General features: G+C 71.1%; 25 protein-coding genes. 19 read left to right on the forward strand and 6 right to left on the reverse strand.

Going from position 1 to position 22,900, the window contains the following annotated elements; translation table 11 throughout:
* The first annotated feature begins 516 nt into the window (after positions 1 to 516).
* From WCD58_RS09870 to WCD58_RS33605, 3 genes are read left to right on the forward strand one after another with little or no spacing between them, the layout of a single operon-like run.
* Positions 517 to 1,170, forward strand: a complete 654-nt coding sequence (locus tag WCD58_RS09870; RefSeq protein WP_337702166.1) for a hypothetical protein — start codon at positions 517 to 519, stop codon at positions 1,168 to 1,170.
* Positions 1,163 to 1,549 (forward strand): 6-carboxytetrahydropterin synthase QueD, encoded by a 387-nt coding sequence (gene queD, locus WCD58_RS33600; protein WP_373696200.1) that lies wholly within the window; start codon positions 1,163 to 1,165, stop codon positions 1,547 to 1,549. The genes WCD58_RS09870 and queD overlap by 8 nt, the downstream gene beginning before the upstream one ends.
* A gap of 12 nt (positions 1,550 to 1,561) precedes the next feature.
* Positions 1,562 to 2,266: a 7-carboxy-7-deazaguanine synthase QueE gene (locus WCD58_RS33605; protein ID WP_373696201.1), complete on the forward strand. Its 705-nt coding sequence runs from the start codon at positions 1,562 to 1,564 to the stop codon at positions 2,264 to 2,266.
* A gap of 22 nt (positions 2,267 to 2,288) precedes the next feature.
* Here WCD58_RS33605 and WCD58_RS09875 read toward each other — a convergent pair whose 3' ends face one another.
* Complete coding sequence (locus tag WCD58_RS09875; protein WP_337702168.1) at positions 2,289 to 3,785, reverse strand: rolling circle replication-associated protein; 1,497 nt, start codon at positions 3,783 to 3,785, stop codon at positions 2,289 to 2,291.
* Positions 3,786 to 4,437: 652 nt separating this feature from the next.
* Between WCD58_RS09875 and WCD58_RS09880 the strand changes: the two genes are divergently transcribed.
* Complete coding sequence (locus tag WCD58_RS09880) at positions 4,438 to 4,635, forward strand: hypothetical protein (RefSeq protein ID WP_337702170.1); 198 nt, start codon at positions 4,438 to 4,440, stop codon at positions 4,633 to 4,635.
* A 605-nt stretch (positions 4,636 to 5,240) separates the two neighbouring features.
* Here the strand turns inward: WCD58_RS09880 and WCD58_RS09885 are convergent.
* Entirely contained in the window at positions 5,241 to 5,807 is a 567-nt protein-coding gene (locus WCD58_RS09885) for a hypothetical protein (protein WP_337702171.1), read from the reverse strand.
* Between the two features lie 178 nt (positions 5,808 to 5,985).
* On the opposite strand from WCD58_RS09885, the gene WCD58_RS09890 reads away from it, so the two are divergent.
* Together WCD58_RS09890 and WCD58_RS09895 are read left to right on the forward strand one after the other, a co-directional pair.
* Positions 5,986 to 6,387, forward strand: coding sequence for a cupin domain-containing protein (locus WCD58_RS09890; RefSeq protein ID WP_337702173.1), 402 nt, complete (start codon positions 5,986 to 5,988; stop codon positions 6,385 to 6,387).
* 170 nt (positions 6,388 to 6,557) lie between these two features.
* Entirely contained in the window at positions 6,558 to 6,920 is a 363-nt protein-coding gene (locus WCD58_RS09895; protein WP_337702175.1) for a DUF4180 domain-containing protein, read from the forward strand.
* On the opposite strand, the gene WCD58_RS09900 is transcribed toward WCD58_RS09895, so the two are convergent.
* Complete coding sequence (locus WCD58_RS09900) at positions 6,901 to 7,227, reverse strand: YnfA family protein (protein ID WP_337702177.1); 327 nt, start codon at positions 7,225 to 7,227, stop codon at positions 6,901 to 6,903. The two genes, WCD58_RS09895 and WCD58_RS09900, sit on opposite strands and share 20 nt — an antisense overlap.
* Before the next feature lie 14 nt (positions 7,228 to 7,241).
* On the reverse strand, positions 7,242 to 8,024 hold the full coding sequence (locus tag WCD58_RS09905; protein ID WP_337702179.1) for a pentapeptide repeat-containing protein: 783 nt from the start codon (positions 8,022 to 8,024) through the stop codon (positions 7,242 to 7,244).
* Positions 8,025 to 8,651: 627 nt separating this feature from the next.
* Here WCD58_RS09905 and tig point away from each other — a divergent pair.
* From tig to clpX, 4 genes are all read left to right on the forward strand, one after another.
* Positions 8,652 to 10,160: a trigger factor gene (gene tig / locus WCD58_RS09910; protein WP_337702181.1), complete on the forward strand. Its 1,509-nt coding sequence runs from the start codon at positions 8,652 to 8,654 to the stop codon at positions 10,158 to 10,160.
* A 199-nt stretch (positions 10,161 to 10,359) separates the two neighbouring features.
* Positions 10,360 to 10,962 carry an ATP-dependent Clp protease proteolytic subunit gene (locus WCD58_RS09915; protein WP_337702870.1) on the forward strand — a complete coding sequence of 201 codons (603 nt, stop codon included), beginning with the start codon at positions 10,360 to 10,362 and terminating at the stop codon, positions 10,960 to 10,962.
* Positions 10,963 to 10,979: 17 nt separating this feature from the next.
* On the forward strand, positions 10,980 to 11,633 hold the full coding sequence (locus WCD58_RS09920) for an ATP-dependent Clp protease proteolytic subunit (protein WP_337702183.1): 654 nt from the start codon (positions 10,980 to 10,982) through the stop codon (positions 11,631 to 11,633).
* A 273-nt stretch (positions 11,634 to 11,906) separates the two neighbouring features.
* A complete protein-coding gene (gene clpX / locus WCD58_RS09925; protein ID WP_274284169.1) occupies positions 11,907 to 13,193 on the forward strand; it encodes an ATP-dependent Clp protease ATP-binding subunit ClpX in 1,287 nt (428 codons plus the stop codon).
* Between the two features lie 20 nt (positions 13,194 to 13,213).
* Here the strand turns inward: clpX and WCD58_RS09930 are convergent, their stop codons facing one another.
* Together WCD58_RS09930 and fdhD are read right to left on the reverse strand one after the other, a co-directional pair.
* Positions 13,214 to 14,149, reverse strand: a complete 936-nt coding sequence (locus WCD58_RS09930; RefSeq protein WP_337702187.1) for an alpha/beta hydrolase — start codon at positions 14,147 to 14,149, stop codon at positions 13,214 to 13,216.
* 112 nt (positions 14,150 to 14,261) lie between these two features.
* Positions 14,262 to 15,119 carry a formate dehydrogenase accessory sulfurtransferase FdhD gene (gene fdhD / locus WCD58_RS09935; RefSeq protein WP_337702189.1) on the reverse strand — a complete coding sequence of 286 codons (858 nt, stop codon included), beginning with the start codon at positions 15,117 to 15,119 and terminating at the stop codon, positions 14,262 to 14,264.
* Positions 15,120 to 15,232: 113 nt separating this feature from the next.
* Here fdhD and WCD58_RS09940 point away from each other — a divergent pair, with 113 nt between their 5' ends.
* The 9 genes from WCD58_RS09940 (at position 15,233) to WCD58_RS09975 (ending at position 22,839) form a co-directional block, all read left to right on the forward strand.
* A complete protein-coding gene (locus tag WCD58_RS09940; protein WP_337702191.1) occupies positions 15,233 to 16,609 on the forward strand; it encodes an OFA family MFS transporter in 1,377 nt (458 codons plus the stop codon).
* The gene (locus WCD58_RS33830; protein ID WP_444876309.1) at positions 16,606 to 16,713 is read left to right on the forward strand and encodes an MFS transporter small subunit; all 108 of its coding nucleotides are present in this window, start codon (positions 16,606 to 16,608) and stop codon (positions 16,711 to 16,713) included. The genes WCD58_RS09940 and WCD58_RS33830 overlap by 4 nt, the downstream gene beginning before the upstream one ends.
* Before the next feature lie 2 nt (positions 16,714 to 16,715).
* A complete protein-coding gene (locus WCD58_RS09945; RefSeq protein WP_337702192.1) occupies positions 16,716 to 16,982 on the forward strand; it encodes a DUF6457 domain-containing protein in 267 nt (88 codons plus the stop codon).
* A gap of 11 nt (positions 16,983 to 16,993) precedes the next feature.
* A complete protein-coding gene (folC, locus tag WCD58_RS09950) occupies positions 16,994 to 18,595 on the forward strand; it encodes a bifunctional tetrahydrofolate synthase/dihydrofolate synthase (protein WP_373696202.1) in 1,602 nt (533 codons plus the stop codon).
* Positions 18,592 to 19,023: a DUF4233 domain-containing protein gene (locus tag WCD58_RS09955; RefSeq protein WP_337702194.1), complete on the forward strand. Its 432-nt coding sequence runs from the start codon at positions 18,592 to 18,594 to the stop codon at positions 19,021 to 19,023. The genes folC and WCD58_RS09955 overlap by 4 nt, the downstream gene beginning before the upstream one ends.
* 61 nt (positions 19,024 to 19,084) lie before the next feature.
* Positions 19,085 to 19,489, forward strand: a complete 405-nt coding sequence (gene ndk / locus WCD58_RS09960; RefSeq protein WP_337702197.1) for a nucleoside-diphosphate kinase — start codon at positions 19,085 to 19,087, stop codon at positions 19,487 to 19,489.
* Between the two features lie 88 nt (positions 19,490 to 19,577).
* On the forward strand, positions 19,578 to 21,548 hold the full coding sequence (locus tag WCD58_RS09965) for a TIGR03960 family B12-binding radical SAM protein (protein WP_337702199.1): 1,971 nt from the start codon (positions 19,578 to 19,580) through the stop codon (positions 21,546 to 21,548).
* Positions 21,545 to 22,042: a GNAT family N-acetyltransferase gene (locus tag WCD58_RS09970; RefSeq protein ID WP_337702201.1), complete on the forward strand. Its 498-nt coding sequence runs from the start codon at positions 21,545 to 21,547 to the stop codon at positions 22,040 to 22,042. The genes WCD58_RS09965 and WCD58_RS09970 overlap by 4 nt, the downstream gene beginning before the upstream one ends.
* Before the next feature lie 2 nt (positions 22,043 to 22,044).
* Entirely contained in the window at positions 22,045 to 22,839 is a 795-nt protein-coding gene (locus WCD58_RS09975; RefSeq protein WP_337702203.1) for a TIGR03936 family radical SAM-associated protein, read from the forward strand.
* Positions 22,840 to 22,900: the final 61 nt, after the last annotated feature.

Below are 22,900 nucleotides of genomic sequence, written 5' to 3' on the forward strand. Positions count from 1 at the left end.
CGGTGTTGGGCGATCGTTACAAACGTCGCAAGACTTCTCTGACACTCCTTATCATGGGTTTGTCGGTGTTGGGCATCAGCTTCGCCTTCGCATCCAATGTGGTTGACGTTGAACTTCTGGGAGTCTCAGCGGCACGGGCTACTTGGTTGGGGTCAATGTCGGTGCTCGTACTTTTCCTATCAGTAACAGACTTAATCACAGATTGGGGAGGAAAGGCTGGCAATCATCGCGACGCGGTCGAACGCCTCGGACGTCTAAAGGCGCGCTACCGTGGAGTGGATACTTCAGCAAGTGGGGCAGCTCAACCGCCCCCCGAGCTGAACGATCTTTATGTGGAGACCATGGATAGCATAGTTGCTATCCCTGACCGGTCATTCAATTCCCTAAAGGCTAGGCACCTCCGGAAGGTCGAAGTCTCGAAGCGCCTTTCGCGTTCAGTGGGAACTCCTGCGTGGATTATGACTGCGAAGGTCACTTGGGAGGGCTTGAGAGGGCCCAAATGAATTCGGGTAGTTGATGGAGTGCTCGCCCTACGACGACGGGATTGATGTGGAGGCAGACCTTCGGTGGGAGCTTGCGAGTGACTACCTGGCACGTAAGAAGCTCGTGCTCCTCGCGGGCTTTGGCCCCGAAATCCGTGTCCAGGCTCAAGCGGCGACGGTGGATGGTCCTACATTCTTGAGGGAAGCCGCCTGGGTAATCCTGAACTCAGGAATGAGAGAGCGCGTCGTGCGGGGTATATTTCCGGCAATCTCGCGATCTTTCCTGGAATTCGAGCCCGCACCAGTCTGTCAAAACTCGTTTGAGTGTACGGCCTCGGCACTGCAAGTCTTCCGCCACGAGCCGAAGATATCGGCCATCGTAGCCGCGGCCCGGATGGCTCAGGAGCTGGGAGATGAAGGTCTACGAGAGGCGTTCCACGAAGACGCTGAGTCGCTGCTTCGGTCCATACCGTTCGTCGGCCCGATAACCTGGAGACATCTCGCAAAGAACCTAGGCGTGCCGTGCGCCAAGCCAGACCGCCACCTTAAGCGTCTGGCAGATAGGGAAATGCTTTCCGTGGAAGAGCTTTGTCGTCAGGTCAGCGTCCAGGTGGGCGACCCTATTCACGTTGTAGACCTAGTTCTGTGGCGGTCGTGTTCCATTGGTGTCGGGAGCGCAGGTGAGTAGAGAGGGCGGCGGGCAGCGCATTGAGATTACGAGACGCTACACGTTTGATGCCGCTCACCGGCTGGATTGGCACCCGGGAAAGTGTCGCAACCTCCATGGGCACACCTACCATCTAGAAGTGACACTGTCAGGTCACGTTAATGCTCGGGGCGTTGTGATGGAATTCGGCGAGCTAGACGCAATCGTCGAATCCAACGTCTTACACGAGCTTGACCACTCCTTCCTTAACGATATCCTTGCAAACCCCACTTCAGAGCTGTTGGCCGCTCGTATATCCGAAGCGTTGTCAACCGCACTTCCCTTGCTTGTAAAGATCACCTTGTGGGAGTCTTCGCGTTCATCCGTGACGATCTCCCTCGTCGGCGATGCGACGAACTAGCGGCTATCGATCGTGACTTCTACTACGCTGTGGGTCTCGGAGCTGTTTGGCCCTACCGTTCAGGGCGAGGGTGCAAGCACCGGTCGGCCAGCGATGTTTCTCCGAACTGGACACTGCCCGCTGCGGTGTTCTTGGTGCGACACGAGATACACGTGGGATTGGAGCCTCTACAGCCACAAGGTCGAGGTTCGGCCAATGGATGTTCACGAGGTTTGGTCAGCTCTATCTGCGGCAGGAGCCGAACTGCCAACGCCCTTGCTGGTTGTGACGGGTGGCGAGCCGCTTCTTCAGCGCGAGGCTCTACTCATCGTCGTGGAGAGCGCGAGACGAGAGGGTTGGCGAGTCGAGGTGGAGACGAGTGGCGTGATCGAGCCGGGGTGCTTGGTTGGAAAAGTCGACCTCTTTACAGTGTCTCCCAAGCTGGCGAATAGCGGGATGCCAGCTCGCCGACGCTTGAAAATCTCGACTCTGCGGGAGTTTGTCGGGCTTACTGACCATGTGTTTAAGTTCGTAGTCCGACATCCAAGCGAACTGGAAGAAGTCGAGGCGATCGTCGCCGATGTGTCGCCAAAGTCAGTAGTCATTCAGCCGGAGGCTACTGATAACGTGTCCCTCGCTGAGCGATCTCGAATTCTTGTTGAACCAGTCATTAGGCGGGGCTGGACTCTTGGCACTAGGTTGCACATAACTTTGTGGGGTGATGAACGCGGTCGATGAAAGTCTGGTTGTGCTCTCTGATTCATGGAGGAGTGGCTGACGACGGCGTTGAACACACTTTACCGACTAGCCCGGCGAAGTGCGGGCCACTTCTTAGCGCGATCCAGCCGCGGTTACCGTTCGTCATGAGGTGAACGCGAGTGCGGGTGCGGCGGTGGCGGACGCGTCCCGTGTCCTGCTCGACGCGTGGCCGGGTGACGAACTTGGTTCGGCGCTGGGCTCGGGCCCAGCGGCGGGCGATGCGGCCGGCTTGGATGCCCACCTCGGGAGCGACGGCGACCGTACGGGTGGCGCGCTGGAGGGTCCAGACGCCCCAGAAGCGCCCGGGACCTGTGCCCGGGGCTTGCCACTCAGCGGGCACGTCGTGCTGGTACTCCTTCGCGGCCAGCAGGCCGTGCTTGGTGAAGTAGGCCGCGACGCGCTTCGGGTCCTTCGCGCGCAGGCCCTCGCGGTAATCCAGGGCGGTACCGGCAAGTTCGTGGCGTCGGCGCTGTTCGGGGTCGGGGTGGTCGACGACCTCGGCCCAGGCTGCGGAGAGCCAGATGGCGAAGGTCTGTCCGGTGGTCTTCGCCCGTCCGTGGGGCGGGGTGCAGAGCATGTGCACGTGCGGGGCGCCGCGGCGCTGGAACTCCAGCTTCCACACCGCGGCCCAGTGCTCGCCCCAGGCGCGGGCGTAGCGCTTGCGCAGCGCCTTCATGTGCCGCTTGAGCACGTCGCCGGTGGGGACGACGGTGAGCCAGTCCCCGGGGTAGGTCAGCGTCACCATCGCCGGCAGCCGCCCGGCCGCGAAGAGCGGCGTGTAGTCCAGTTCGCAGAGCCGGCGCACCATCCCATTGCGCGACTTGCGTGACCAGCCGGTGATCGGCTGCCGCGGGGTCGGCGGCGCCGGCCATTCGCCGGTGGCGAGGTGCTGGGCCACGGCCTGGTCGATGTCCTTGGCGTGCGCCGCCCGTTGCCGTTCGGCCGTGCGCTCCCGCTTCGACCAGTCGTGGCAGGCCACGGCGAACATGCCCGGTCCGACGGTCAGCTCCCACCGTGGACCTTCCGCGAGCGTCCCGGGCGGTTCCTTAAGCGCGGGCAGCAGCGCGGCGGCGGCATGGACGAGCTCGGGGGAGGGGAACGCCGGCTCCCACAGCCCTGCCGCCGAGTCCGGCACCGACGGGGTCTCGACGGGCTCGGGCTCAGCGTCGGCGGGGTCGGTGTCGGTGGTGTTCGGGGTCCCGCGGCCCGATATGGCACATAGAACAAGCCCAGGCCGGCCGCCTTCGGCGACCGGGGCGGCCGGGTCGGACGCGGCCGGCTTCCGCCGGCCGCTCCTGTCTTCGACCCGCGCCGGCGGGCCGGCCTCGCCTCCCACGGCCGCCAGGGACGGCGAGGCAGCGGCAGAGGGCGTGTAGGTGCGCCAGGGATCGGGACGCCGGGTCGCGCACCACGACGCGAACCCCGACGACGAGCGGGCCGAGAGCGACGAGGGCCCGCGGTCGACCGAGCGGCGGAACGGGTTGGGGGAGTCGTGCACGGGATCGCCTCCACGAGCGGGAGGCCGTCACACCGGTGCTGCTTGCTGGACCGTCTGCAGACACGCGGCATCGCCACAGGACCTCTCGGGTTCCTGCGGTGAGGGGTGCTGCGCGGGAGGGGCTGCCGTCGGGTGGCAGCCCTGACGGTCAGAGCTGCACGGGCGCGACGGCGACGGACGAGATGAACGAGGTCAAACCGAGGAGGACCGGAGCGTGGGGCGCTGGCCTCCGGCGGCCAGGCGCTCCGCCCTGGACCAGGGCACCGACCTCAGGAGAGGGGGTCCGAGCCGCGAGCGGGTCGGGAGCGCGGTGGTGGTCGGGTCGGTGTCTCTCCCTCGCCGGCGCTTTCGGGGTCTGACAGCCCGGCCGCACAGCCGCAAGGGCCCAGCTCGAGCACGAGATGGCACCCGGGGAGCTGATGGTGGCCCTTGCGCCCGCACGTCCGGTCCGTCCGAGGCGACCCCGCGCCGCCGAGGGAGAGACGACCTGGCGGCCCGCGTGTGAGTTACTGGTCGTAGCTGCGCGGGCACTCACTGTCTGCCAGCTGTCCCCCCGGTTGGCAGGAGCGGCCCCGCCGGGCGCGATGGCGGGGCCGTTTCTCGCACGGCTGCGGCGGACGGACCCTCTGGGCCGTCGGTAGCGTGACCACCCATGCGGACGTGGCCGGAGCGGCTGGGAATGGCCGGATTTCAAGCGGTCACGCTCGGCGTGCTCTTCGTCGTGTTCCCGCTGCTTCACGGCGTCGCAAAGTGGGTCCTGTTCGCGCTTGCCCTGCTCGTCTGGCTCTTCGTCATGGCGTGGCTGGGGGTGCGGATCACGCGTAAGGAGCGCGCCGCGAAGAAGGCGTGAGTCGAACGCGGGTTCGATGGACAGCGCCGGACGTCGTGAGCACCCTGTCCACCTATGCGAGCGATCCGGACGTGGCTTGCCTTCCGCCGTGAGGGCCGCGCGCTCTCGCTCTGGGCCGTCGCTCGCGGCTGGAGCTGAGTGCACCGCGAGGTGCACCAGAACTGCACCATCAGCGCCTGAGCCGGGCCAGTCCGAGGCTGTCTGCGGGTGGCTGGGGCCCCTGCTCAGGCCACCGAGCGAGACCGTTTCACCAGGCCAGAAGGCACTTTGGGAGCGAGGGGCCGTGGGTTCGAATCCCGCCACCCCGACCGTGCCGACCGGCGTGACCACCACCGCCGGGTGCACCGACGAGGATCTCCCACCGATCCGTGGTGAGGTCCCGTCCGATCCGCGCACAGCCGGACCGTCGATCACGGTGCCGGCTCGCGGAGATCGGGGGCGGTCGCCCGCGACCGGCGCGTTTCACGATCAACGAGCCGATGCCCCTGCCGGACGCACCTCTCGCGGTGCCGGCGGTCCCGGGTGACGCCAGAAGATCGCTCCCCGGTGCTCCGTGAGGTCGATCTGATCGCCCCTCCGGAGCACCTGCGGCGATCATGGGCGGCTCAGAGCCCGAACATGTCCCGGATCTCCTCGATGCGCGCCTTCGCCGTCTCCTCGCCGTCGGTGTTGTCGAGGGATCGGGCGATGTCCGCGTCGCGTGCGAGGCGGTCGACGACCTTGCGCGCCTGCGGCCGGCCGGAGATGCGCTCCGGATGGCGGCCGAGGATGCGCAGGCTCGCCGCCTCCGCCTCGTTCCCCATCCGCCCGGAGTTGTGGATCTCGCTGGCCGCTCGATCCCGCTGTTGCTCCTCCTCGCGACGTCGTTGCTCGCGCGCGACATCCACCGGGTCCACCCGGCCACTCAGCTTCGCGGACAGCCGCGCGGCGCGCCTCCGCCGTGCGGCCGGCTTGTTCTGGCGCTTCCAGGCCTTCGCCGGTGTCCGCCCCACCTCCTTGAGGACGCTCTCCGCCCGACGTCGTGCCTCGGCGAATCTCTCGTCGGAGCCGACGAGGTCGAGCACGGCCCGGGCCCGTTCCTGAGCCGCCACGAACTGGGAGGCATCCGCGTGGGCGCGCGCCGAGGCGAGGAGCGCCGGAACGTCGCTCAGGTCGAAGCCGCCAGCTGCCACGCCATCCCCCGGGAACGAGTTCCCCCATCCTCCCCGCCACGACCGGCGACGTCGATCTCCCGCGCGTACGGCGTCGGGCCGAAGGCGATCCGGCTGTCCGGGGGAGGCGCCGCAGAGTGGAGGTCGCCGTCGTCGTGACGCTCTTGTGGGCCCGCGCCGGGCCGCAGGAAGCTGCCTCATGACCACCAAGAGCACGCCCGTCGAGCTGACCGTCGTCGACACCACCACCGAGTCGTGGCAGGGCTTCCCGGTCGAGTACATCAACGCGAACCTCGAGCACGTCCCGCTCGTCCAGGACCCCGAGACGGGCATGACCGTGCTGAAGATGGTCTACCGCGCCGGGTTCACCAACCCGTGGCACAGCCACCCCTGCGCGCACGGCGTCTACGTCCTCGAGGGCGTGCTCAACACCCACCAGGGCGACTACCCGGCGGGCAGCTTCGTGTGGTTCCCCGAGGGCGGGGTGATGCAGCACGGCGCGACGCAGGACCAGGACTGCACGTTCCTGTTCATCACCAACAAGCCGTTCGACATCCACTTCGTCGGCGACGACAGCGACCCGCAGGCGCCCTCGATGTGACGCCCCCCGGTGTCCGCTTCGCACGGATCACCGGGCACGATGCGCGCGGCGGTTCACGCAGCAGCCGCTCGGGGCGGCCCTGCCGTGACAGGTGGCTCTTCACCGGCAGGGCCGCCACTCCACGTCCGGAGCCGGGCGAATCGAGTGGCCGGGCACGGGATGATCGCGTCGTGACCACGATCTCCGAGTTCCACGGCGTCAGGGTGCAGGTCCTCGACCGCGACGGCCCTCTCCTGCGCGATCAGGCGAGCGCGCTCGACGTCATCGGGAACACCTTCGGCACCGAGGTCGACGTCGTCGCCGTCCCGGTCGAGCGGCTCGACCCGGCGTTCGCGCAGCTCTCGAGCGGGGTCGCGGGCGCGATCGTGCAGAAGTTCGTGAACTACCGGCTGCGCCTGGTGATCGTCGGCCCCCTGACCGACACCTCCGGACCGGTCGAGGACTGGGTGCGCGAGGCCAACCGGGGCTGCGAGCTCTGGTTCGTCGCCGACCTCGCCGAGCTGGAGTGGCGCCTCAGCGGGGCGCGTACATGATCACGCCGACGCCGGCGAGGCAGATCGCGGCGCCGAGCAGGTCGAAGCGGTCGGGCCGGTAGCCGTCGAGCACGACGCCCCAGGCCAGCGAGCCCGCCACGAACACCCCGCCGTACGCGGCGAGCACGCGGCCGAAGGCGGCGTCGGGCTGGAACGCGGCGACGAACCCGTACAGCCCGAGGGCGACGACGCCGAGCGCGGCGAACCACCATGCCCGCCCCTCGCGCATCGCCTGCCACACCAGCCAGGCGCCGCCGATCTCCAGGACGGCGGCGAGGACGAAGAGCGCGATCGAGCGGGCGGTCACCGGGCGGACGGTAGTCAGGACCAGTGCGCGGGCCGCGCGAGGTGGCCGGGCACGGTCGTCGCCGCGTCCCCGCGGGCGGCCTCGAGCTGCGGGGCGGTGAGCAGCAGCGCGCCGGCGAGCCGGGCGCCGCGGACGTCGGCACCCCGCAGGTCGGCGCCGAGGAGCTCGGCGCGGTCGAGGTCGACCCTGCGCAGGTCGGCCCCGACGAGCAGCGCACCGCGCAGGCGCGCGGAGCGCAGGTCCCGACGGCGCAGGTCGGCGCCGAGGAGGTCGGCCCCGCGCAGGTCGGCGCCGGGCCGCCCCGCGTGCGCGGCGGCGACGAGGTCGTCGAACAACGCGCCCGCCTCGCGGTGCACGGCGCCCACGTCGAGGTCGCCGAGCGCGGCGGCGGGTCGCGCCACCATCTCCTCGACCCGCCCGCGCAGGTCGACGGCGTCGGCGCCCACCGGCGAGCGGGCAGCTTCGTCGAGGAGCGCGAGGACCTCGTGCAGCGGGCGCAGGACCTCGAGGGCGTCGAACATCGCCGGCACGCGGGCGCCGGCGCCGCCGAATGTCACCTGGACGACCTGCTGTCCGGCGCCGAAGCAGTCGAACACCGCGCAGCCCGGGAAGCCGCGGGCCCGCAGGCGGTCGTGGATGCCGCACCCGTCGTCGGGGCGCAGGTGGCGGCAGGGCGTGTGGGCGGGTTTGTCGACGGCGAAGTCGGCCGAGGCGGCGAACGACGGCCCGACGCAGCACAGCGCCAGGCAGCGGGAGCAGTCCGCCGACCTCGGAGGAGTCGCCGCCGACCCCGTCACACGATCAGCGCCGGGCGCGCTTGCGGCGCTTGGTGCCGTAGCCGGCGAGGACCTCGAACGTCTCGAGGGCACGCTCGATGTTGGCACGGATCTTCTTCATGGGGCTCATGTCCCTCCTCGTGGCGGGCCCCGCGGCTGGGGAGCGGTGTGCGGTGCCGTGCGGAGCCTCCCCACCGTGCCAGGCCGACCCGGACGTGTCCTCCGGCGCGGTGGGGACCTGTGCTGTCCTCCGAACGGAGGCATCTCCCGGCGTGTCGCCGCCCGGACGAGCGACGCGATGCCCGATGCGGGAGACGGGCGGCGCAGCCCGGCGGCGAGCCCGCGCGAGAGGGACGGTGACCGTGAGATCGGCGGTCGGCACGGCGAGATCGGCGGTGGCGGGCGGGTCGGCGCGACCGGTCGGCACGGGCGCCACGGCGAACGGTCGGGGGTCACGTCTAGACTCGCCGCCACGCCCGGGCGGGCGCGTCAGCAGGTACAGGCACCGGGTCTCCGGTGCTCCTCGACCGTGAGCGGTGAGGACGGCCTCCCGCGTCACGCCACGGACCGATCCGCCCGTACGCCCTGGGGATGCGGGCAGGTCACCGCACGAGCGCACGATGGCCCTGCCCCGAGGAGAGACGACCAGTGAAGTCCACCGTCGAGCACCTGTCGCCGACGCGCGTCAAACTCGCCGTCGAGGTGCCCTTCGACGAGCTCAAGCCCAACTTCGACAAGGCCTACAAGAAGATCGCGCAGCAGGTGCGCATCCCGGGCTTCCGCCCCGGGAAGGCGCCCGCGCGCATCCTCGACCAGCGCCTGGGCCGTGGCGTCGTCCTGGAGGAGGTCGTCAACGAGGCCGTGCCCGCCAAGTACGGCGAGGCCGTCTCCGAGGCCGAGGTCCAGCCGCTCGGCCAGCCCGACATCGAGGTCACCGAGATCGAGGACGGCGACAAGCTCGCCTTCACCGCCGAGGTCGACATCCGGCCCGAGATCACGGTGCCGGACTACACCTCGATCGCCGTCGAGGTCGACGACGCCGAGGTCACCGACGACGACGTCGACGAGCAGCTCAAGGGGCTGCAGGCGCGCTTCGGCACGCTCACCGGTGTCGAGCGCGCTGTCCAGAACGGCGACTTCGTCGTCATCGACCTGTCCGCCACCGTCGACGGCGAGGCCGTCGAGGAGGCCCAGACGACGGGCATGTCGCACGAGGTCGGCTCCGGCCAGCTCATCGAGGGCCTCGACGAGGCGCTCGAGGGCATGACCGCCGGCGAGACCAAGCAGTTCACCACCAAGCTCGTCGCGGGCGACCACGCCGGCAAGGACGCCGAGGTCACCGTCTCGGTGCAGACGGTCAAGGAGCGCCAGCTCCCCGAGGCCGACGACGAGTTCGCGCAGCTCGCGAGCGAGTTCGACACGCTCGACGAGCTCAAGGACGACCTGCGCACCCGCTACGCGCGGGTGAAGAAGATGGAGCAGGGCAGCCAGGCGCGCGACCGTGTGCTCGACGCCCTTCTCGAGGCGGCCGACGTGCCGCTGCCCGAGTCGGTCGTGCAGTCCGAGGTCGAGGTCCGCGCCCACGAGGCCGTCCACGAGTTCGACCACGACGAGCAGAAGCTCACCGAGTACGTCGAGTCCCAGGGCCAGACCCGCGAGGAGTTCGACACCGAGCTGCGCACCAACGCCGAGCAGGCCGTGAAGACCCAGCTGCTCCTGGACAAGATCGCCGACGAGGCGAACGTCCAGGTCGAGCAGCAGGAGCTCATGGAACGCATCATGATGCAGGCCCAGCGCTTCGGGGTGAGCCCCGAGGAGTACATCCAGCAGGCGCAGCAGGCCAACCAGCTCGGCGCGATCTTCGCCGACGTGCGGCGCGGCAAGGCCCTCGCCACGGTCGTCCAGGCCGCGACGATCACCGGTCCCGGGGGCTCCGAGGTCGACCTCTCGGAGCTGTTCGGCACCGCCGGGGCCGACGAGGACGCGGCGGACGCCGAGGGCGCCGACGCGGCCGCCGGGCCGACCGACGAGGCCGCCGAGGTGGCCGCCGCCGACACCGACGCGAGCGACCCGGAGTCGCCCAGCTCGCAGGTGGAGGCCGACGACACCGCCGACACCGAGGTCGTCGGCGCGCCGGACTCCACGTCCCGCGCCTGACCCCACCGGCGCCCCCGGCCCACGCTCCTGGCCGATCCATCGGCCAGGAGCGAACACGGCCCGTCGACGGACTGTCCGGCCCGCTCCGGTGGTTACTGTCGAGGTCGGTGGGCCCGACCCGACGCCAGAGAAGATCACCTCAGCGAAGAAAGCAGGGACACAGGTGACCCAGCACCTCACCGACCCGGCCGGGGCGGTCATGCGCACCGCCGGCGGGTCGATGTCGCTCAACGACTCGGTCTACGAGCGCCTCCTCCGGGAGCGCATCGTGGTCCTGGGCCAGGAAGTCAACGACACCATCGCCAACCAGATCTCGGCGCAGCTGCTGCTGCTCTCGGCCGAGGACCCGAAGAGCGACATCACGCTCTACATCAACTCGCCCGGCGGCTCCGTGTCCGCGGGCATGGCGATCTACGACACCATGGAGTGGATCGAGCCCGACGTCTCCACGGTCGCCATGGGCCTCGCCGCCTCGATGGGGCAGTTCCTGCTGTCGGCGGGGGCCCGTGGCAAGCGCCTCGCGCTGCCGCACGCGCAGATCATGATGCACCAGCCCTCCGGCGGCCTCGGCGGCACGGAATCGGACATCACGATCCGCGCCGAGTCGATGCGCAAGCTCAAGCGCCAGCTCGCCGAGCTGATCGCCGAGCACACGGGCCAGACGTTCGAGCGGATCACCGAGGACTCGGACCGCGACCGCTGGTTCGACCCCTACGAGGCCCTCGAGTACGGCTTCATCGACCACGTCGTGACGCGCGCGAGCGAGCAGCGCGGCAGCAACGGCAACGGGTCCGGTTCCTGAGACAGGAGACAGAGCAGATGAGTGAGCTCCACGTGCCCGGCGGCACGGCTCCGGCCTCGCCGAACGCGCGCTACATCCTCCCCTCCTTCGTCGAGCGCACGAGCTACGGCGTCAAGGAGTCCAACCCCTACAACAAGCTCTTCGAGGAAAGGATCATCTTCCTCGGGGTGCAGATCGACGACGCGTCGGCGAACGACGTGATGGCGCAGCTGCTGTTCCTGGAGTCGAACGACCCGGACCGCGACATCACGATGTACATCAACTCGCCCGGCGGCTCGTTCACGGCGCTCATGGCGATCTACGACACGATGCAGTACGTGCGCCCCGACATCGCCACGGTGTGCCTCGGCCAGGCCGCGTCGGCCGCCGCGGTGATCCTCGCCGCCGGCGCGCCCGGCAAGCGTCTCGCCGTGCCGAACGCCCGCGTGATGATCCACCAGCCGGCCACCGAGGGCTTCTACGGCCAGGCGTCGGACCTGGAGATCCAGGCCAACGAGATCTCGCGCATGCGCCGCCTCATGGAGGAGACGCTCGCCGCGCACACCAACCGCAGCGCCGAGCAGGTCCGCACGGACGTCGAGCGCGACAAGATCCTGACCGCGCCGGAGGCCAAGGAGTACGGCCTCATCGACGACGTGGTCGCGAGCCGGAAGCTCTCGGCCTCGCGCTGACCCCGGTGATCCCCCTGCCGCCCCGCTCCCCGGCACCGTCCGGGGAGGGGGCGCGGGTGGACGTCGTCGCACCCGGCGCAGCGGGCCGACCGCCCGTCGCGGGAGCGGCGACGGGCCCGCGGACGTCACGGCGTCCCGGGCCTGCGACCTGCACGATCCACTGCACGATCGACAGTGCGTGAACCTCCCCGGACGACGGGGTGGGCAGGTACGGTCAACCACGAACGAGCGCACCGACCAGGGTGCGCCGGAGGGGACACGAGGTCTGCTGCGATGGCACGCATCGGTGACGGCGGGGACCTGCTGAAGTGCTCCTTCTGCGGGAAGAGCCAGAAGCAGGTCAAGAAGCTCATCGCCGGCCCCGGTGTGTACATCTGCGATGAGTGCATCGACCTGTGCAACGAGATCATCGAGGAGGAGCTCGCCGAGGCCGGTGAGGTCAAGCTCGACGAGCTGCCGAAGCCCACCGAGATCCACGAGTTCCTCGATCAGTACGTGATCGGCCAGGACGACACCAAGAAGACGCTCTCGGTGGCGGTCTACAACCACTACAAGCGGGTGCAGGCCGGCGAGAAGAACCGCGAGGGCAGCCGCAACGAGGACGTCGTCGAGCTGGCGAAGTCCAACATCCTCATGCTGGGCCCCACGGGCTGCGGCAAGACCTACCTCGCCCAGACGCTCGCGAAGCTGCTGAACGTCCCGTTCGCCATCGCGGACGCCACGGCGCTCACCGAGGCCGGGTACGTCGGCGAGGACGTCGAGAACATCCTGCTGAAGCTGATCCAGGCCGCCGACTACGACGTCAAGCGCGCCGAGACCGGCATCATCTACATCGACGAGGTCGACAAGATCGCGCGGAAGTCGGAGAACCCCTCCATCACGCGCGACGTCTCCGGCGAGGGCGTGCAGCAGGCCCTCCTGAAGATCCTCGAGGGTACGACGGCGTCGGTGCCGCCCCAGGGCGGGCGCAAGCACCCGCACCAGGAGTTCATCCAGATCGACACGACGAACGTGCTGTTCATCGTGGCGGGGGCGTTCGCCGGTCTCGAGAAGATCATCGCCGAGCGCGTCGGCCGCGGCGGGCTGGGCTTCGGCGCGGACATCCGGTCGAAGGCCGAGATGGAGTCGGCGGAGTCGTTCGGCGACACGCTGCCCGAGGACCTCATCAAGTTCGGGCTCATCCCCGAGTTCATCGGCCGCGTGCCGATCGTCGCCTCGGTGTCGAACCTCGACCAGCCGAGCCTCGTGCAGATCCTCACCGAGCCGCGCAACGCGCTGGTGAAGCAGTACCAGAAGCTCTTCGAGATGGACGGCGTGGAGCTCGAGTTCGCCCCCGAGGCGCTCGAGGCCATCGCGGACCTCGCGATCCTGCGCGGCACGGGTGCCCGCGGTCTGCGCGCGATCATGGAAGAGGTCCTCAACCCGGTCATGTACGACATCCCGGGTCGCGACGACGTCGCCAAGGTCGTCGTCACCGAGCAGACGGTGAAGGACAACGTCAACCCGACGATCGTCCCCCGCCAGCCCTCGCGCCGGGAGCGCCGGGACAAGTCCGCCTGAGGTGCCGCCCGGGCGGGCTCTCAGCCCGCCCGGCGTGTCCCCGAGCCCACCGGCTCGTCGCGCGCGTGGCGGCCGAGGAACCCGACCACCTCCGGCATCACCTTCGCGTAGTAGAGGCCGTCGTGGCGCCCCGGGCTGATGGCGCCGACCTCGGGGCGCGCGAGCCCGATGTAGCGGCGCGTCGCGTCGACGAACGGGTCGCGGTCGCCGCACCAGATGCCCGCCGGCACGGGCGTGATCTCGGGGAAGAAGCGCAGGGGGTCGTTGGCCTCCCAGTCCGCCTGCCCGGCGAATGGGCGCCGCGAGGCCACCCGCCAGTCGGTGAACAGCCCCGGGCTGATGGCCGCCACGGCGCGCAGCGGACGGCGCAGCTGCATGCGCGCGCGGGTGTAGGTGAGCGCGCCCGCCCCACCCATCGACACGCCGGTCACCATCGCCGGCTCGCCGGGCAGGTCCCCGGCCGCGGGGGTGGTGGCGAGGCCGCGCTCGCGCAGCCAGACCGGGAGCTCCTCGAGCAGCATGCGCAGCGGGTCGTCGGTGGCGGTGTAGGGGTGCCAGTAGTTGTCCCCGCCGTCGATGCCGACGAGGGCGAACGGCGGCACCCCGCCGGCCCAGGCGTCGCCGAGGATCCCGCGGTTGCCGGCCTCTCCCCACCACTGCCCGTTGCCCTTCAGGCCGTGCAGGGCCACGCACACCGGCAGGCGGCTCCGCTCGGCCGCGGGCGGCAGCACGGTGACCAGGCGCACCCGGCGTCCACGGGCGGCCGACGTGACCCACTCCGTGCTGCTGACCGCGTCGGTCGGCGTCCCGCGGCGGGGCGGGTCGGGGATGCGCTGGGGCGGCGGCGCCGGGCTGTCCTGGCCGACCAGCAGCCCGCCGACACCCACGGCGCCGGCGACACCGAGGGCACCGGCGGAGCCCAGGATGAACTGGCGGCGGGTCGGTCGGGCCGGCACGGCGGTGTCCCCCCTGACTCGGACGGCGTACGGGGTGCAGCGTCACCGTACGGGCCGCGACCGGCGCTCCCCGGCAGCGTCCATCTGGGCGTCGCGGGGATCCCGGTCGGCGTTACGGGCCCTCGGCACCGACCAGGGGAGCATCCTCGGTGACGATCCGCTGCGCCCCCGCGTAGACGTTCATCGAGCGGCCACGCAGGAAGCCCACGAGCGTCATCCCGCTCTCGCGGGCCATCTCGACCGCGAGCGACGACGGCGCGGACACCGCGGCGAGCACCGGCACCCCGGCCATCACGGCCTTCTGCGTCAGCTCGAACGACGCGCGCCCCGACACCATGAGGATCGTGCCCGCCGCCGGGATCCCGCCCTCGAGCAGGGCGTGGCCGAGGACCTTGTCGACGGCGTTGTGCCGGCCCACGTCCTCGCGGGCGACGAGCAGCGTCCCGTCGGCCCGGAAGAGGCCCGCGGCGTGCAGCCCGCCGGTGCTGTCGAAGACGGCCTGGGCCTCGCGTAGCGCGTCGGGCAGGCCGGCGAGGAGCTCCGGGGTCAGGGTGACCGGGTCGTCACCGGGGGCGAAGCGGGTCTTCGTGCGCACGGCGTCGAGCGACGCCTTCCCGCACACCCCGCACGACGAGGTCGTGTAGAAGCGCCGCTCCACCGACTCGTCCGGCGGCGCCACACCGGGGGCGAGGGCGACGTCGAGCACGTTGTAGGTGTTCCGGCCGTGCTCGTCGACCGAGTCGCAGTAGCGCGCCGTCGAGATGTCCTCGCGGTCGCCGATGACGCCCTCGGTGAGCAGGAAGCCGTGCGCCAGCTCGACGTCGTGGCCCGGCGTGCGCATCGTGACGGCGAGCGGGCGCCCGCCGACCCGGATCTCCAGCGGTTCCTCGGCGGCCAGCGTGTCCGGGCGCCGGCGGGTCTCGCCGTCGACGATCCGCAGCACCGGGCGCTTCACCGTCACGCGTCCCATGTGCGCCCTCCGTGAGTCCTGTCGCGAGTTGCTCTGTGTGATCGGTGTGTGACCCATCGTCCGACCGGGTAGTCGGCCACTCACTGCAACGGGTCGGCGAAGGGAGACCATCCATGGCCGGCGGCTTCTTCGATCGCTCCTCCATCGTGGCACCGCCAGGGTGGAGTCGCTGGCTCGTTCCCCCGGCTGCGCTCGCGGTCCACCTCGGCATCGGGCAGGCGTACGCGTGGAGCGTGCTCAAGGCCGGTCTGGGGCAGGGCCTCGGCCTCTCCGGCACGGCGACGGCGCTGCCCTTCCAGCTCGCCATCGTGATGCTCGGGCTCTCCGCGGCCTTCGGCGGCACCATGGTCGAGCGCAAGGGACCGCGCTGGGCGATGTTCGTGTCCACGGTCTGCTTCTCCGCCGGGTTCCTCATCTCGGCCGGGGGCATCGCGATCGGCCAGTTCTGGCTGGTGGTCGTGGGCTACGGCTTCGTCGGCGGCATCGGCCTGGGCATCGGCTACATCTCGCCGGTCTCGACGCTGATCAAGTGGTTCGCCGACCGGCCCGGCATGGCGACCGGCATCGCGATCATGGGCTTCGGCGGCGGCGCGCTCATCGCCCAGCCCGTCGAGAAGGCGCTGCTGTCGGGCTTCGGGACGTCGCCGGCGGGGCTGTCGCAGACGTTCCTGGTGATGGGGATCGGCTACGCGATCTTCATGTCGGTCGGCTGGCTGCTCGTCCGCGTGCCCGCCGACGACTGGCAGCCCCCGAACCCGCCGCAGGCCTCGCCCGGCGCGACCGGCGCCGGCCCCGCGGTCTCGGCCTCGACGGCCATCAAGCTCCCGCAGTTCTGGCTGCTGTGGATCGTGCTGTGCTTCAACGTGACGGCCGGCATCGGCATCCTCGAGAAGGCGCAGCCGATCTACCAGGACTTCTTCGCCACCACGGGCCCCGGGCCGACGATCGCCGCCGCGGCCGGCGCGTTCGTGTCGATCCTGTCTCTCGCGAACATGCTCGGGCGGTTCGTGTGGTCGTCGACGTCCGACATCGTGGGCCGCAAGAACATCTACCGGATGTACCTCGGGGTCGGCGCGCTGCTCTACCTCGTCATCCTGCTGCTCGGCGAGGGCAACAAGGTGATCTTCCTGATCGCCTCGCTGCTCATCCTGTCCTTCTACGGCGCCGGCTTCGCCACGATCCCGGCCTACCTCAAGGACCTCTTCGGCACCTACCAGGTCGGCGCCATCCACGGCCGCCTGCTCACGGCGTGGTCGGCGGCGGGCGTGCTCGGCCCGCTGATCGTCAACGCGGTCGTCGAGGCCCAGGGCGACGTGGCCGGGCCGTCGAAGTACACGGTCTCGTTCTCGATCATGATCGGACTGCTGGCCATCGGCTTCGTGGCCAACGAGCTGATCCGCCCGGTCGACCCGAAGCACTACGTCGCCGACTCCGAACGCGGCGGGGTCGAGGACGCCGGGGTCAAGCCGAGCGAGGAGGTGTCCCGATGACCGCCAACCGCACCGTGCTCGCCGTCCTGGCGTGGGCGTGGGTCGTGATCCCGTTCCTCTACGGGGTCTGGTCGCTCCTGCAGAACGTCGGAGCCCTGTTCTAGGGGTGAGCACCCTCGACGACTGGATCGACGAGGTCGCCCGGGAGCTGGGCATCGAGGAGCTGGTCGACCCCGAGGTCGTCACGCCGCTCGTCCTCGACATGACCAAGGACGTCGCCCACGGCGTCGCCCGGCCCGCGGCCCCGATCACCGCCTACCTGCTCGGCCTCGCCGTGGGCCGGTCGGCGGGCTCGGGGCCGGCGGAGCCGGAGCTCGCGCAGGGCCTGGCCGACCTCGTGGCGGCGCGGGCCCGGGACCGCGGACAGCCGTAACATCGGTGGGGATGACTGACGACCGGTGGGGCTCCGTCGACGCGGGAGACGAAGCGCAGCGGAGCTCGACCCCGTGGCAAGATCAGGACGCGTCCGGTGACGCCGACGCCGACGAGCTCGCCCAGCTCCTGGCGATGGCCGGGGGCGCCGACGACTCCGGCTCGGGCCCGGGCGGGGGTGCGCTCGCCGACGCGCTGAGCCAGGGCGTCACCGTCGGGCCCACCGACGACCGGCCCGGCCGCGAGCCCGACGACGCCGAGGCGCTCGCCGCGCTGCGCGCCGTGGAGGCCGAGCTCGACGAGCGCTGGCCCGAGACCCGCATCGAGCCCTCGCTCGACCGCATCCGCGCGCTGGTCGAGGTGCTCGGCGACCCGCAGCGCTCGTACCCGGCGATCCACGTCGCCGGCACCAACGGCAAGAGCTCGGTCACGCGGATGATCGACGCGCTGCTCACCCGCATCGGGCCGCGCACCGGCCGCTACACGAGCCCGCACCTGCAGCGGGCCACCGAGCGGATCGCGATCGACGGCGTCCCGATCAGCGCCCGGCGCTACGTCGAGGTCTACCAGGAGATCGCCCCGTTCCTCGGGATCGTCGACCGGGCGCAGGGCGACGGCCCCCGCCTGTCGAAGTTCGAGGTGCTCACCGGGATGGCGTTCGCGGCGTTCGCCGACGCGCCGGTGGACGTGGCCGTCCTCGAGGTGGGGCTCGGCGGGAGCTGGGACGCCACCAACGTCGCCGACGCCGCCGTCGCCGCGATCACCCCGATCGACATCGACCACGTGAACTACCTGGGCCCCGAGCTCGGCGGGATCGCCGCCGAGAAGGCCGGCGTCATCAAGCAGGGTGCCGTCGCCCTCATGGCCGAGCAGTCGCCCGAGGCGGCGCAGGTGCTGCTCGAGCGCGCGGTGGCGATGGACGCCGAGGTCGCCCGCTCCGGGATGGAGTTCGGCGTGCTCGCCCGCGAGGTCGCCGTCGGCGGCCAGCAGCTGCGCCTGCAGGGGCTCGGCGGCGAGTACGACGACATCTACCTGCCGCTGTTCGGCGAGCACCAGGCCAAGAACGCCGCGCTGGCGCTCGCGACCGTGGAGGCGTTCTTCGGGGCGGGGGCGTCGCGCAAGCTCGACATCGCCGCCGTCCGGGACGCGTTCGCGTCGGTGCGCGTGCCGGGGCGCCTGGAGCGGCTGCGCTCGGCGCCGACCGTCGTCGTCGACGCCGCCCACAACCCGCACGGCGCCCGCGCGGCCGCCGCCGCGGTGCGCGAGGAGTTCTCGTTCCGGCGCCTGGTGGGGGTCGTCGCGGTGATGCGGGACAAGGACGCCGAGGGCATCCTCACCGCCCTCGAGCCGGTGCTCGACGAGGTCGTCGTCACCGCCGTCGCGTCGCCGCGGGCGATGGACGCCGACGAGCTCGGGAGCCTCGCGGTCGGGTTCTTCGGCGCGGACCGGGTGGTCGTCGAGACGCGGATGGACGCGGCGCTGGAGACGGCGATCGGGCTGGCCGAGGAGACCGACGACCCCGACACCCCGGTGGCGGGCGCCGGCGTGCTCGTCGTCGGCTCCGTGGTCGCCGCGGGCGAGGCGCGGACGCTGCTGGGGAGGGAGCCGGCGTGACGGGAGACGACAACGAGCACAGCACGCCGATAGGGGAGCGGAGCTCGACCATCGAGACCGTTCCCGACGGCGGCGCGGCCGCCAGGAAGGCGTTCCGCGGCCCCGCCAGCGCGTGCCTCTCGCTCGAGGTCGTCATCGTGCCGCTCGCGCTGCTGGTCATGGACAAGGTCGAGGGCGGCCTGGACCCCGCCAAGATCGCGTGGGTGGTCGTGCTGACCGTCGGCATGGTCGTCGCGATCGCGACCTTCTCGCGGCCCTGGGGCCTGCCGCTGGCCCTGGGTCTACAGGTGCTCATGCTGCTGGGATGGGTCGTCTCGCCGTCCCTGGGCGTGCTGGGGCTGATCTTCTGCCTCGTCTGGGCGCTGATGCTGTGGATGCGCCACGAGGTGCTGCGGCGCCAGAGGCAGTGGGCCGGGCAGAGCACCTGAGCGGGCTCGTTACCCTCGGCGCCGACCAACAGTGGTCCATGACGAGGGGAACGGGAACGACGTGAGTGAGCGCACCCTGGTGCTGGTCAAGCCCGACGGCGTCGAGCGCGGCCTGATCGGCGAGGTCGTCTCGCGCATCGAGCGCAAGGGTCTGCGCCTCGTGTCGCTGGAGCTGAAGACCGTCGACCGCGACCTCGCGTCGCAGCACTACGCCGAGCACGAGGGCAAGGGCTTCTACGAGGAGCTCATCTCGTTCATCACCTCGGCCCCGGTGGCCGCCATGGTGGTCGAGGGTCCGCGCGCCATCGCCGCCTTCCGCCAGATCGCCGGCGGCACCGACCCCGTCGAGAAGGCCGTCCCCGGCTCGATCCGCGGCGACCTGGCCCTGGAGACGGGCTCGAACATCGTGCACGGCTCCGACTCGCCCGAGTCCGCCGAGCGCGAGATCAAGCTCTGGTTCGGCTGACGGCTCCCGCCAGGTGAGTGTTCCGGGTCGTCCCGGCGACCCGAACCACTCACCTGGCGCAGCCATCCCGATCGTTACCCTGGGTCCCGTGGTCGAGTCCGTGTTCGAACGCCTGGAACCGTTGCTGCCCCGGGTGAAGAAGCCGGTGCAGTACGTGGGCGGCGAGCGCAACGCGGGGACCAAGCCGTGGGACTCGGTGCCGGTCCACTGGGCGCTCTGCTACCCCGACGCCTACGAGGTGGGCCTGCCCAACCAGGGCCTGATGATTCTCTACGAGGTCCTCAACGAGCGCCCCGACGCGCTCGCCGAGCGCACGTACGCCGTGTGGCCGGACCTCGCCGAGCTCATGCGCGAGCACGACGTCCCGCAGTTCACCGTCGACGGGCACCGCCCGGTGGGCGCGTTCGACGTGCTCGGCGTCAGCTTCGCCACCGAGCTCGGCTACACGAACCTGCTCTCGATCCTCGACCTCGCCGGCGTCCCGCTCCACAGCGCCGAGCGGACCACCGAGCACCCCCTCGTGCTCGCGGGCGGCCACGCCGCGTTCAACCCCGAGCCGATCGCCGACTTCGTCGACATCGTCGCCCTGGGTGACGGCGAGGAGGTCGTCGGCGACATCACCGACGTCGTCAAGGCGGCGACGGCGGAGGGGCTGACGCGGCGCGAGACGCTCGAGCGGCTCGCCGCCGTCCCCGGCGTCTACGTCCCGGGGCTCTACGAGGTTTCCTACGGCGACGACGGCGCCATCGCGGCGGTCACGCCGACCAGCGACGCGGCGCCCGCCCGCGTGCACAAGCGCACCACCAGCGACCTCGACGACTGGCCGTACCCGAAGGCCCCGCTCGTCCCGATGGCCGAGACCGTCCACGAGCGGATGAGCGTCGAGATCTTCCGCGGCTGCACCCGCGGCTGCCGCTTCTGCCAGGCCGGCATGATCACGCGGCCGGTCCGGGAGCGCTCGCCGCAGGGCGTGGGGGAGATGGTCGAGCAGGGCCTGAAGAACTCGGGCTACCACGAGGTCGGCCTGCTCTCCCTCTCGAGCGCCGACCACTCCGGCATCGGGGAGATCGCGACCTCGCTCGCCGACCGCTACGAGGGCACCGGCACCGGCCTGAGCCTGCCGAGCACCCGCGTCGACGCGTTCAACGTGACGCTGGCCGAGGAGCTCACCCGCAGCGGCCGCCGGTCCGGCCTCACGTTCGCGCCCGAGGGCGGCTCGGAGCGCCTGCGCAAGGTCATCAACAAGATGGTCTCCGAGGAGGAGCTCATCGCGACCGTCTCCACCGCGTACGAGCACGGGTGGCGGCAGGTCAAGCTCTACTTCATGTGCGGGCTGCCCACCGAGACCGACGAGGACGTCCTGCAGATCGCGTCGATGGCCCACGAGGTCATCCGCGCGGGCCGCAAGTCCGCGGGGCGTGGCGACGTGCGCGCGACGGTGTCGATCGGCGCGTTCGTCCCCAAGCCGCACACCCCGTTCCAGTGGGCCGCGCAGACCGCGCCCGACGTCGTCGACAACCGTCTGCGCCGGCTCCGCGAGGCCATCAACAGCGACCGCTCGCTGGGCCGCAACATCGGGCTGCGCTACCACGACGGGCAGCCCAGCCTGGTCGAGGGCCTGCTCAGCCGGGGTGACCGCCGCGTCGGCCGGGTGATCGAGCAGGCCTGGCGCGACGGCCAGCAGTTCGACGGCTGGAGCGAGCACTTCTCTTATCAGCGCTGGGTCACGGCGGCCGAGACGGCCCTGGACGGCGTCGACGGCGTCGACCTCGACTGGTTCACCACGCGCGAGCGCGACCAGCACGAGATCCTGCCCTGGGACCACCTCGACTCGGGGCTCGACCGCGGCTGGCTGTGGGACGACTGGCAGGACGCGCTCGCCGCCGAGGAGCAGGACGACTGCCGCTGGACGCCGTGCTTCGACTGCGGCGTCTGCCCGACGATGGGCACGGAGATCCAGATGGCGCCCCCGGGGAGGCCGTCGCTGCCGATCACGCCGGTCGAGCACCGCACGTCGACCCCGGTGCGCAATCCGGCGCTCGCGTCCCAGCATCCGTGAGCGAGGCCGAGCCCGAGGTTCGTGTCCGCCGCGCGGGCACCACGGACGGCGACGCCGTCGCCGCGCTGCGCCGGGCCTGGGTCGAGCAGCGGGGCCGCAGCGCCCCCGGTGCCGACCCGCACTTCGAGCACGGGTTCGCGACGTGGTGGCGCGCCGAGCTCTCGCACCACGCCGTCTGGGTCGCGGAGGCCCGGGGCGACGCCGGGTGGGAGGCCGTCGGGTCGCTCGACGTCGCCGAGGTGGCCGCCATGCCCGCCCCCGGACGCCCGGGGGAGCGCTGGGGCTACGTCGGCAGCCTCGTCGCGCTCGGCGCGGCGCCGCGCGGGGTGCCCCGCAAGCTCCTGGGCGCCGCCGTGACCCACGCGCGCGAGCGCGGGCTGGTCCGGCTGGTGCTGCGCCCGTCCGCGGCGGGGGCCGCGTTCTACCGCGCGGCCGGCTTCAGTCCGGCGGGCGACGAGATGATGGTCCTGCCGACCGGCGGGGGAGGAAGCTGATCATGGCGAGGACGAAGCCCGGCGAGGCGCCGCACCCCTCGGCGCCGACGGTGGCCAAGCTGCGGATGCAGTTCGCGAAGCGAGGGCGCGCGCGGTTCAGCTCGCACCGCGACGTCGCACGGACGATGGAGTGGACGCTGCGCCGTGCCGGGGTGCCGGTGTCGCTGTCGCACGGGTTCAGCCCGCACCCGCGGCTGTCCTGGATCGGCGCCGCCCCGACGGGCGCGGCCAGCGAGGCCGAGTACGTCGAGATCGGGGTCACCGAGCACCTCGACCCCGCCCTCGTCGCGCGCGAGGTCGACGCCGTGCTCCCCGAGGGGATCGCGGTGGTCGAGGTGGTGCTCGCCGGGCCGGGTGCGCTCGCCGACCGGATCGACGCGAGCCACTGGGAGATCGAGACGCCCGGGGTGCCCGACGAGGCGCTCGCCGAGGCCGTCGCGGCGTTCCTCGCCGCGCCGGAGGTGTCGGTGGAGCGTCTCACCAAGAACGGTCCGCGCCCGCTGGACGTGCGAGCCGCCGTCGCCGAACTGGGGTGTGGGCTCACCCGAAAGGGCGAAGCGGCGACCGCGGACCGGGAGGACCGTGCACGAGCGGCGACGTGTGGGAGACTGACGGCGGTCGTACGGCACACCACGCCGGCCGCACGACCCGACGACGTGTGCAGTGCCCTTCGCGCCGCCGCCGGCCTCGAGTTCCCGGAGCCCGTCAGGGCCACCCGGTGGGCCCAGGGTCGGCTCGACGAGCGCGGGGAGCTGATCGACCCGTTCGCGGCGGACCGCGCGGCCACCCCCGCGTAGCCCCCCGGGCGGGAGCCGGTCGGCATCGGTGCTCGTACGTCGCCGCACCGCACGACCGACG

Origin of the sequence: Actinomycetospora flava (assembly GCF_037400335.1) — a bacterium.
Classification (GTDB): Bacteria; Actinomycetota; Actinomycetes; order Mycobacteriales; family Pseudonocardiaceae; genus Actinomycetospora; species Actinomycetospora flava.

What these genes read in the sequence shown, in the direction of transcription:
- WCD58_RS09870 (WP_337702166.1), top strand. Translation starts at nt 517, where the DNA reads ATGGAGTGCTCGCCCTACGACGACGGGATTGATGTGGAGGCAGACCTT.
- WCD58_RS09880 (WP_337702170.1), top strand. Translation starts at nt 4,438, where the DNA reads ATGCGGACGTGGCCGGAGCGGCTGGGAATGGCCGGATTTCAAGCGGTC.
- WCD58_RS09890 (WP_337702173.1), top strand. Translation starts at nt 5,986, where the DNA reads ATGACCACCAAGAGCACGCCCGTCGAGCTGACCGTCGTCGACACCACC.
- WCD58_RS09915 (WP_337702870.1), top strand. Translation starts at nt 10,360, where the DNA reads ATGCGCACCGCCGGCGGGTCGATGTCGCTCAACGACTCGGTCTACGAG.
- WCD58_RS09920 (WP_337702183.1), top strand. Translation starts at nt 10,980, where the DNA reads ATGAGTGAGCTCCACGTGCCCGGCGGCACGGCTCCGGCCTCGCCGAAC.
- clpX (WP_274284169.1), top strand. Translation starts at nt 11,907, where the DNA reads ATGGCACGCATCGGTGACGGCGGGGACCTGCTGAAGTGCTCCTTCTGC.
- fdhD (WP_337702189.1), bottom strand. Translation starts at nt 15,119, where the DNA reads ATGGGACGCGTGACGGTGAAGCGCCCGGTGCTGCGGATCGTCGACGGC.
- WCD58_RS09940 (WP_337702191.1), top strand. Translation starts at nt 15,233, where the DNA reads ATGGCCGGCGGCTTCTTCGATCGCTCCTCCATCGTGGCACCGCCAGGG.
- WCD58_RS33830 (WP_444876309.1), top strand. Translation starts at nt 16,606, where the DNA reads ATGACCGCCAACCGCACCGTGCTCGCCGTCCTGGCGTGGGCGTGGGTC.
- folC (WP_373696202.1), top strand. Translation starts at nt 16,994, where the DNA reads ATGACTGACGACCGGTGGGGCTCCGTCGACGCGGGAGACGAAGCGCAG.
- WCD58_RS09975 (WP_337702203.1), top strand. Translation starts at nt 22,045, where the DNA reads ATGGCGAGGACGAAGCCCGGCGAGGCGCCGCACCCCTCGGCGCCGACG.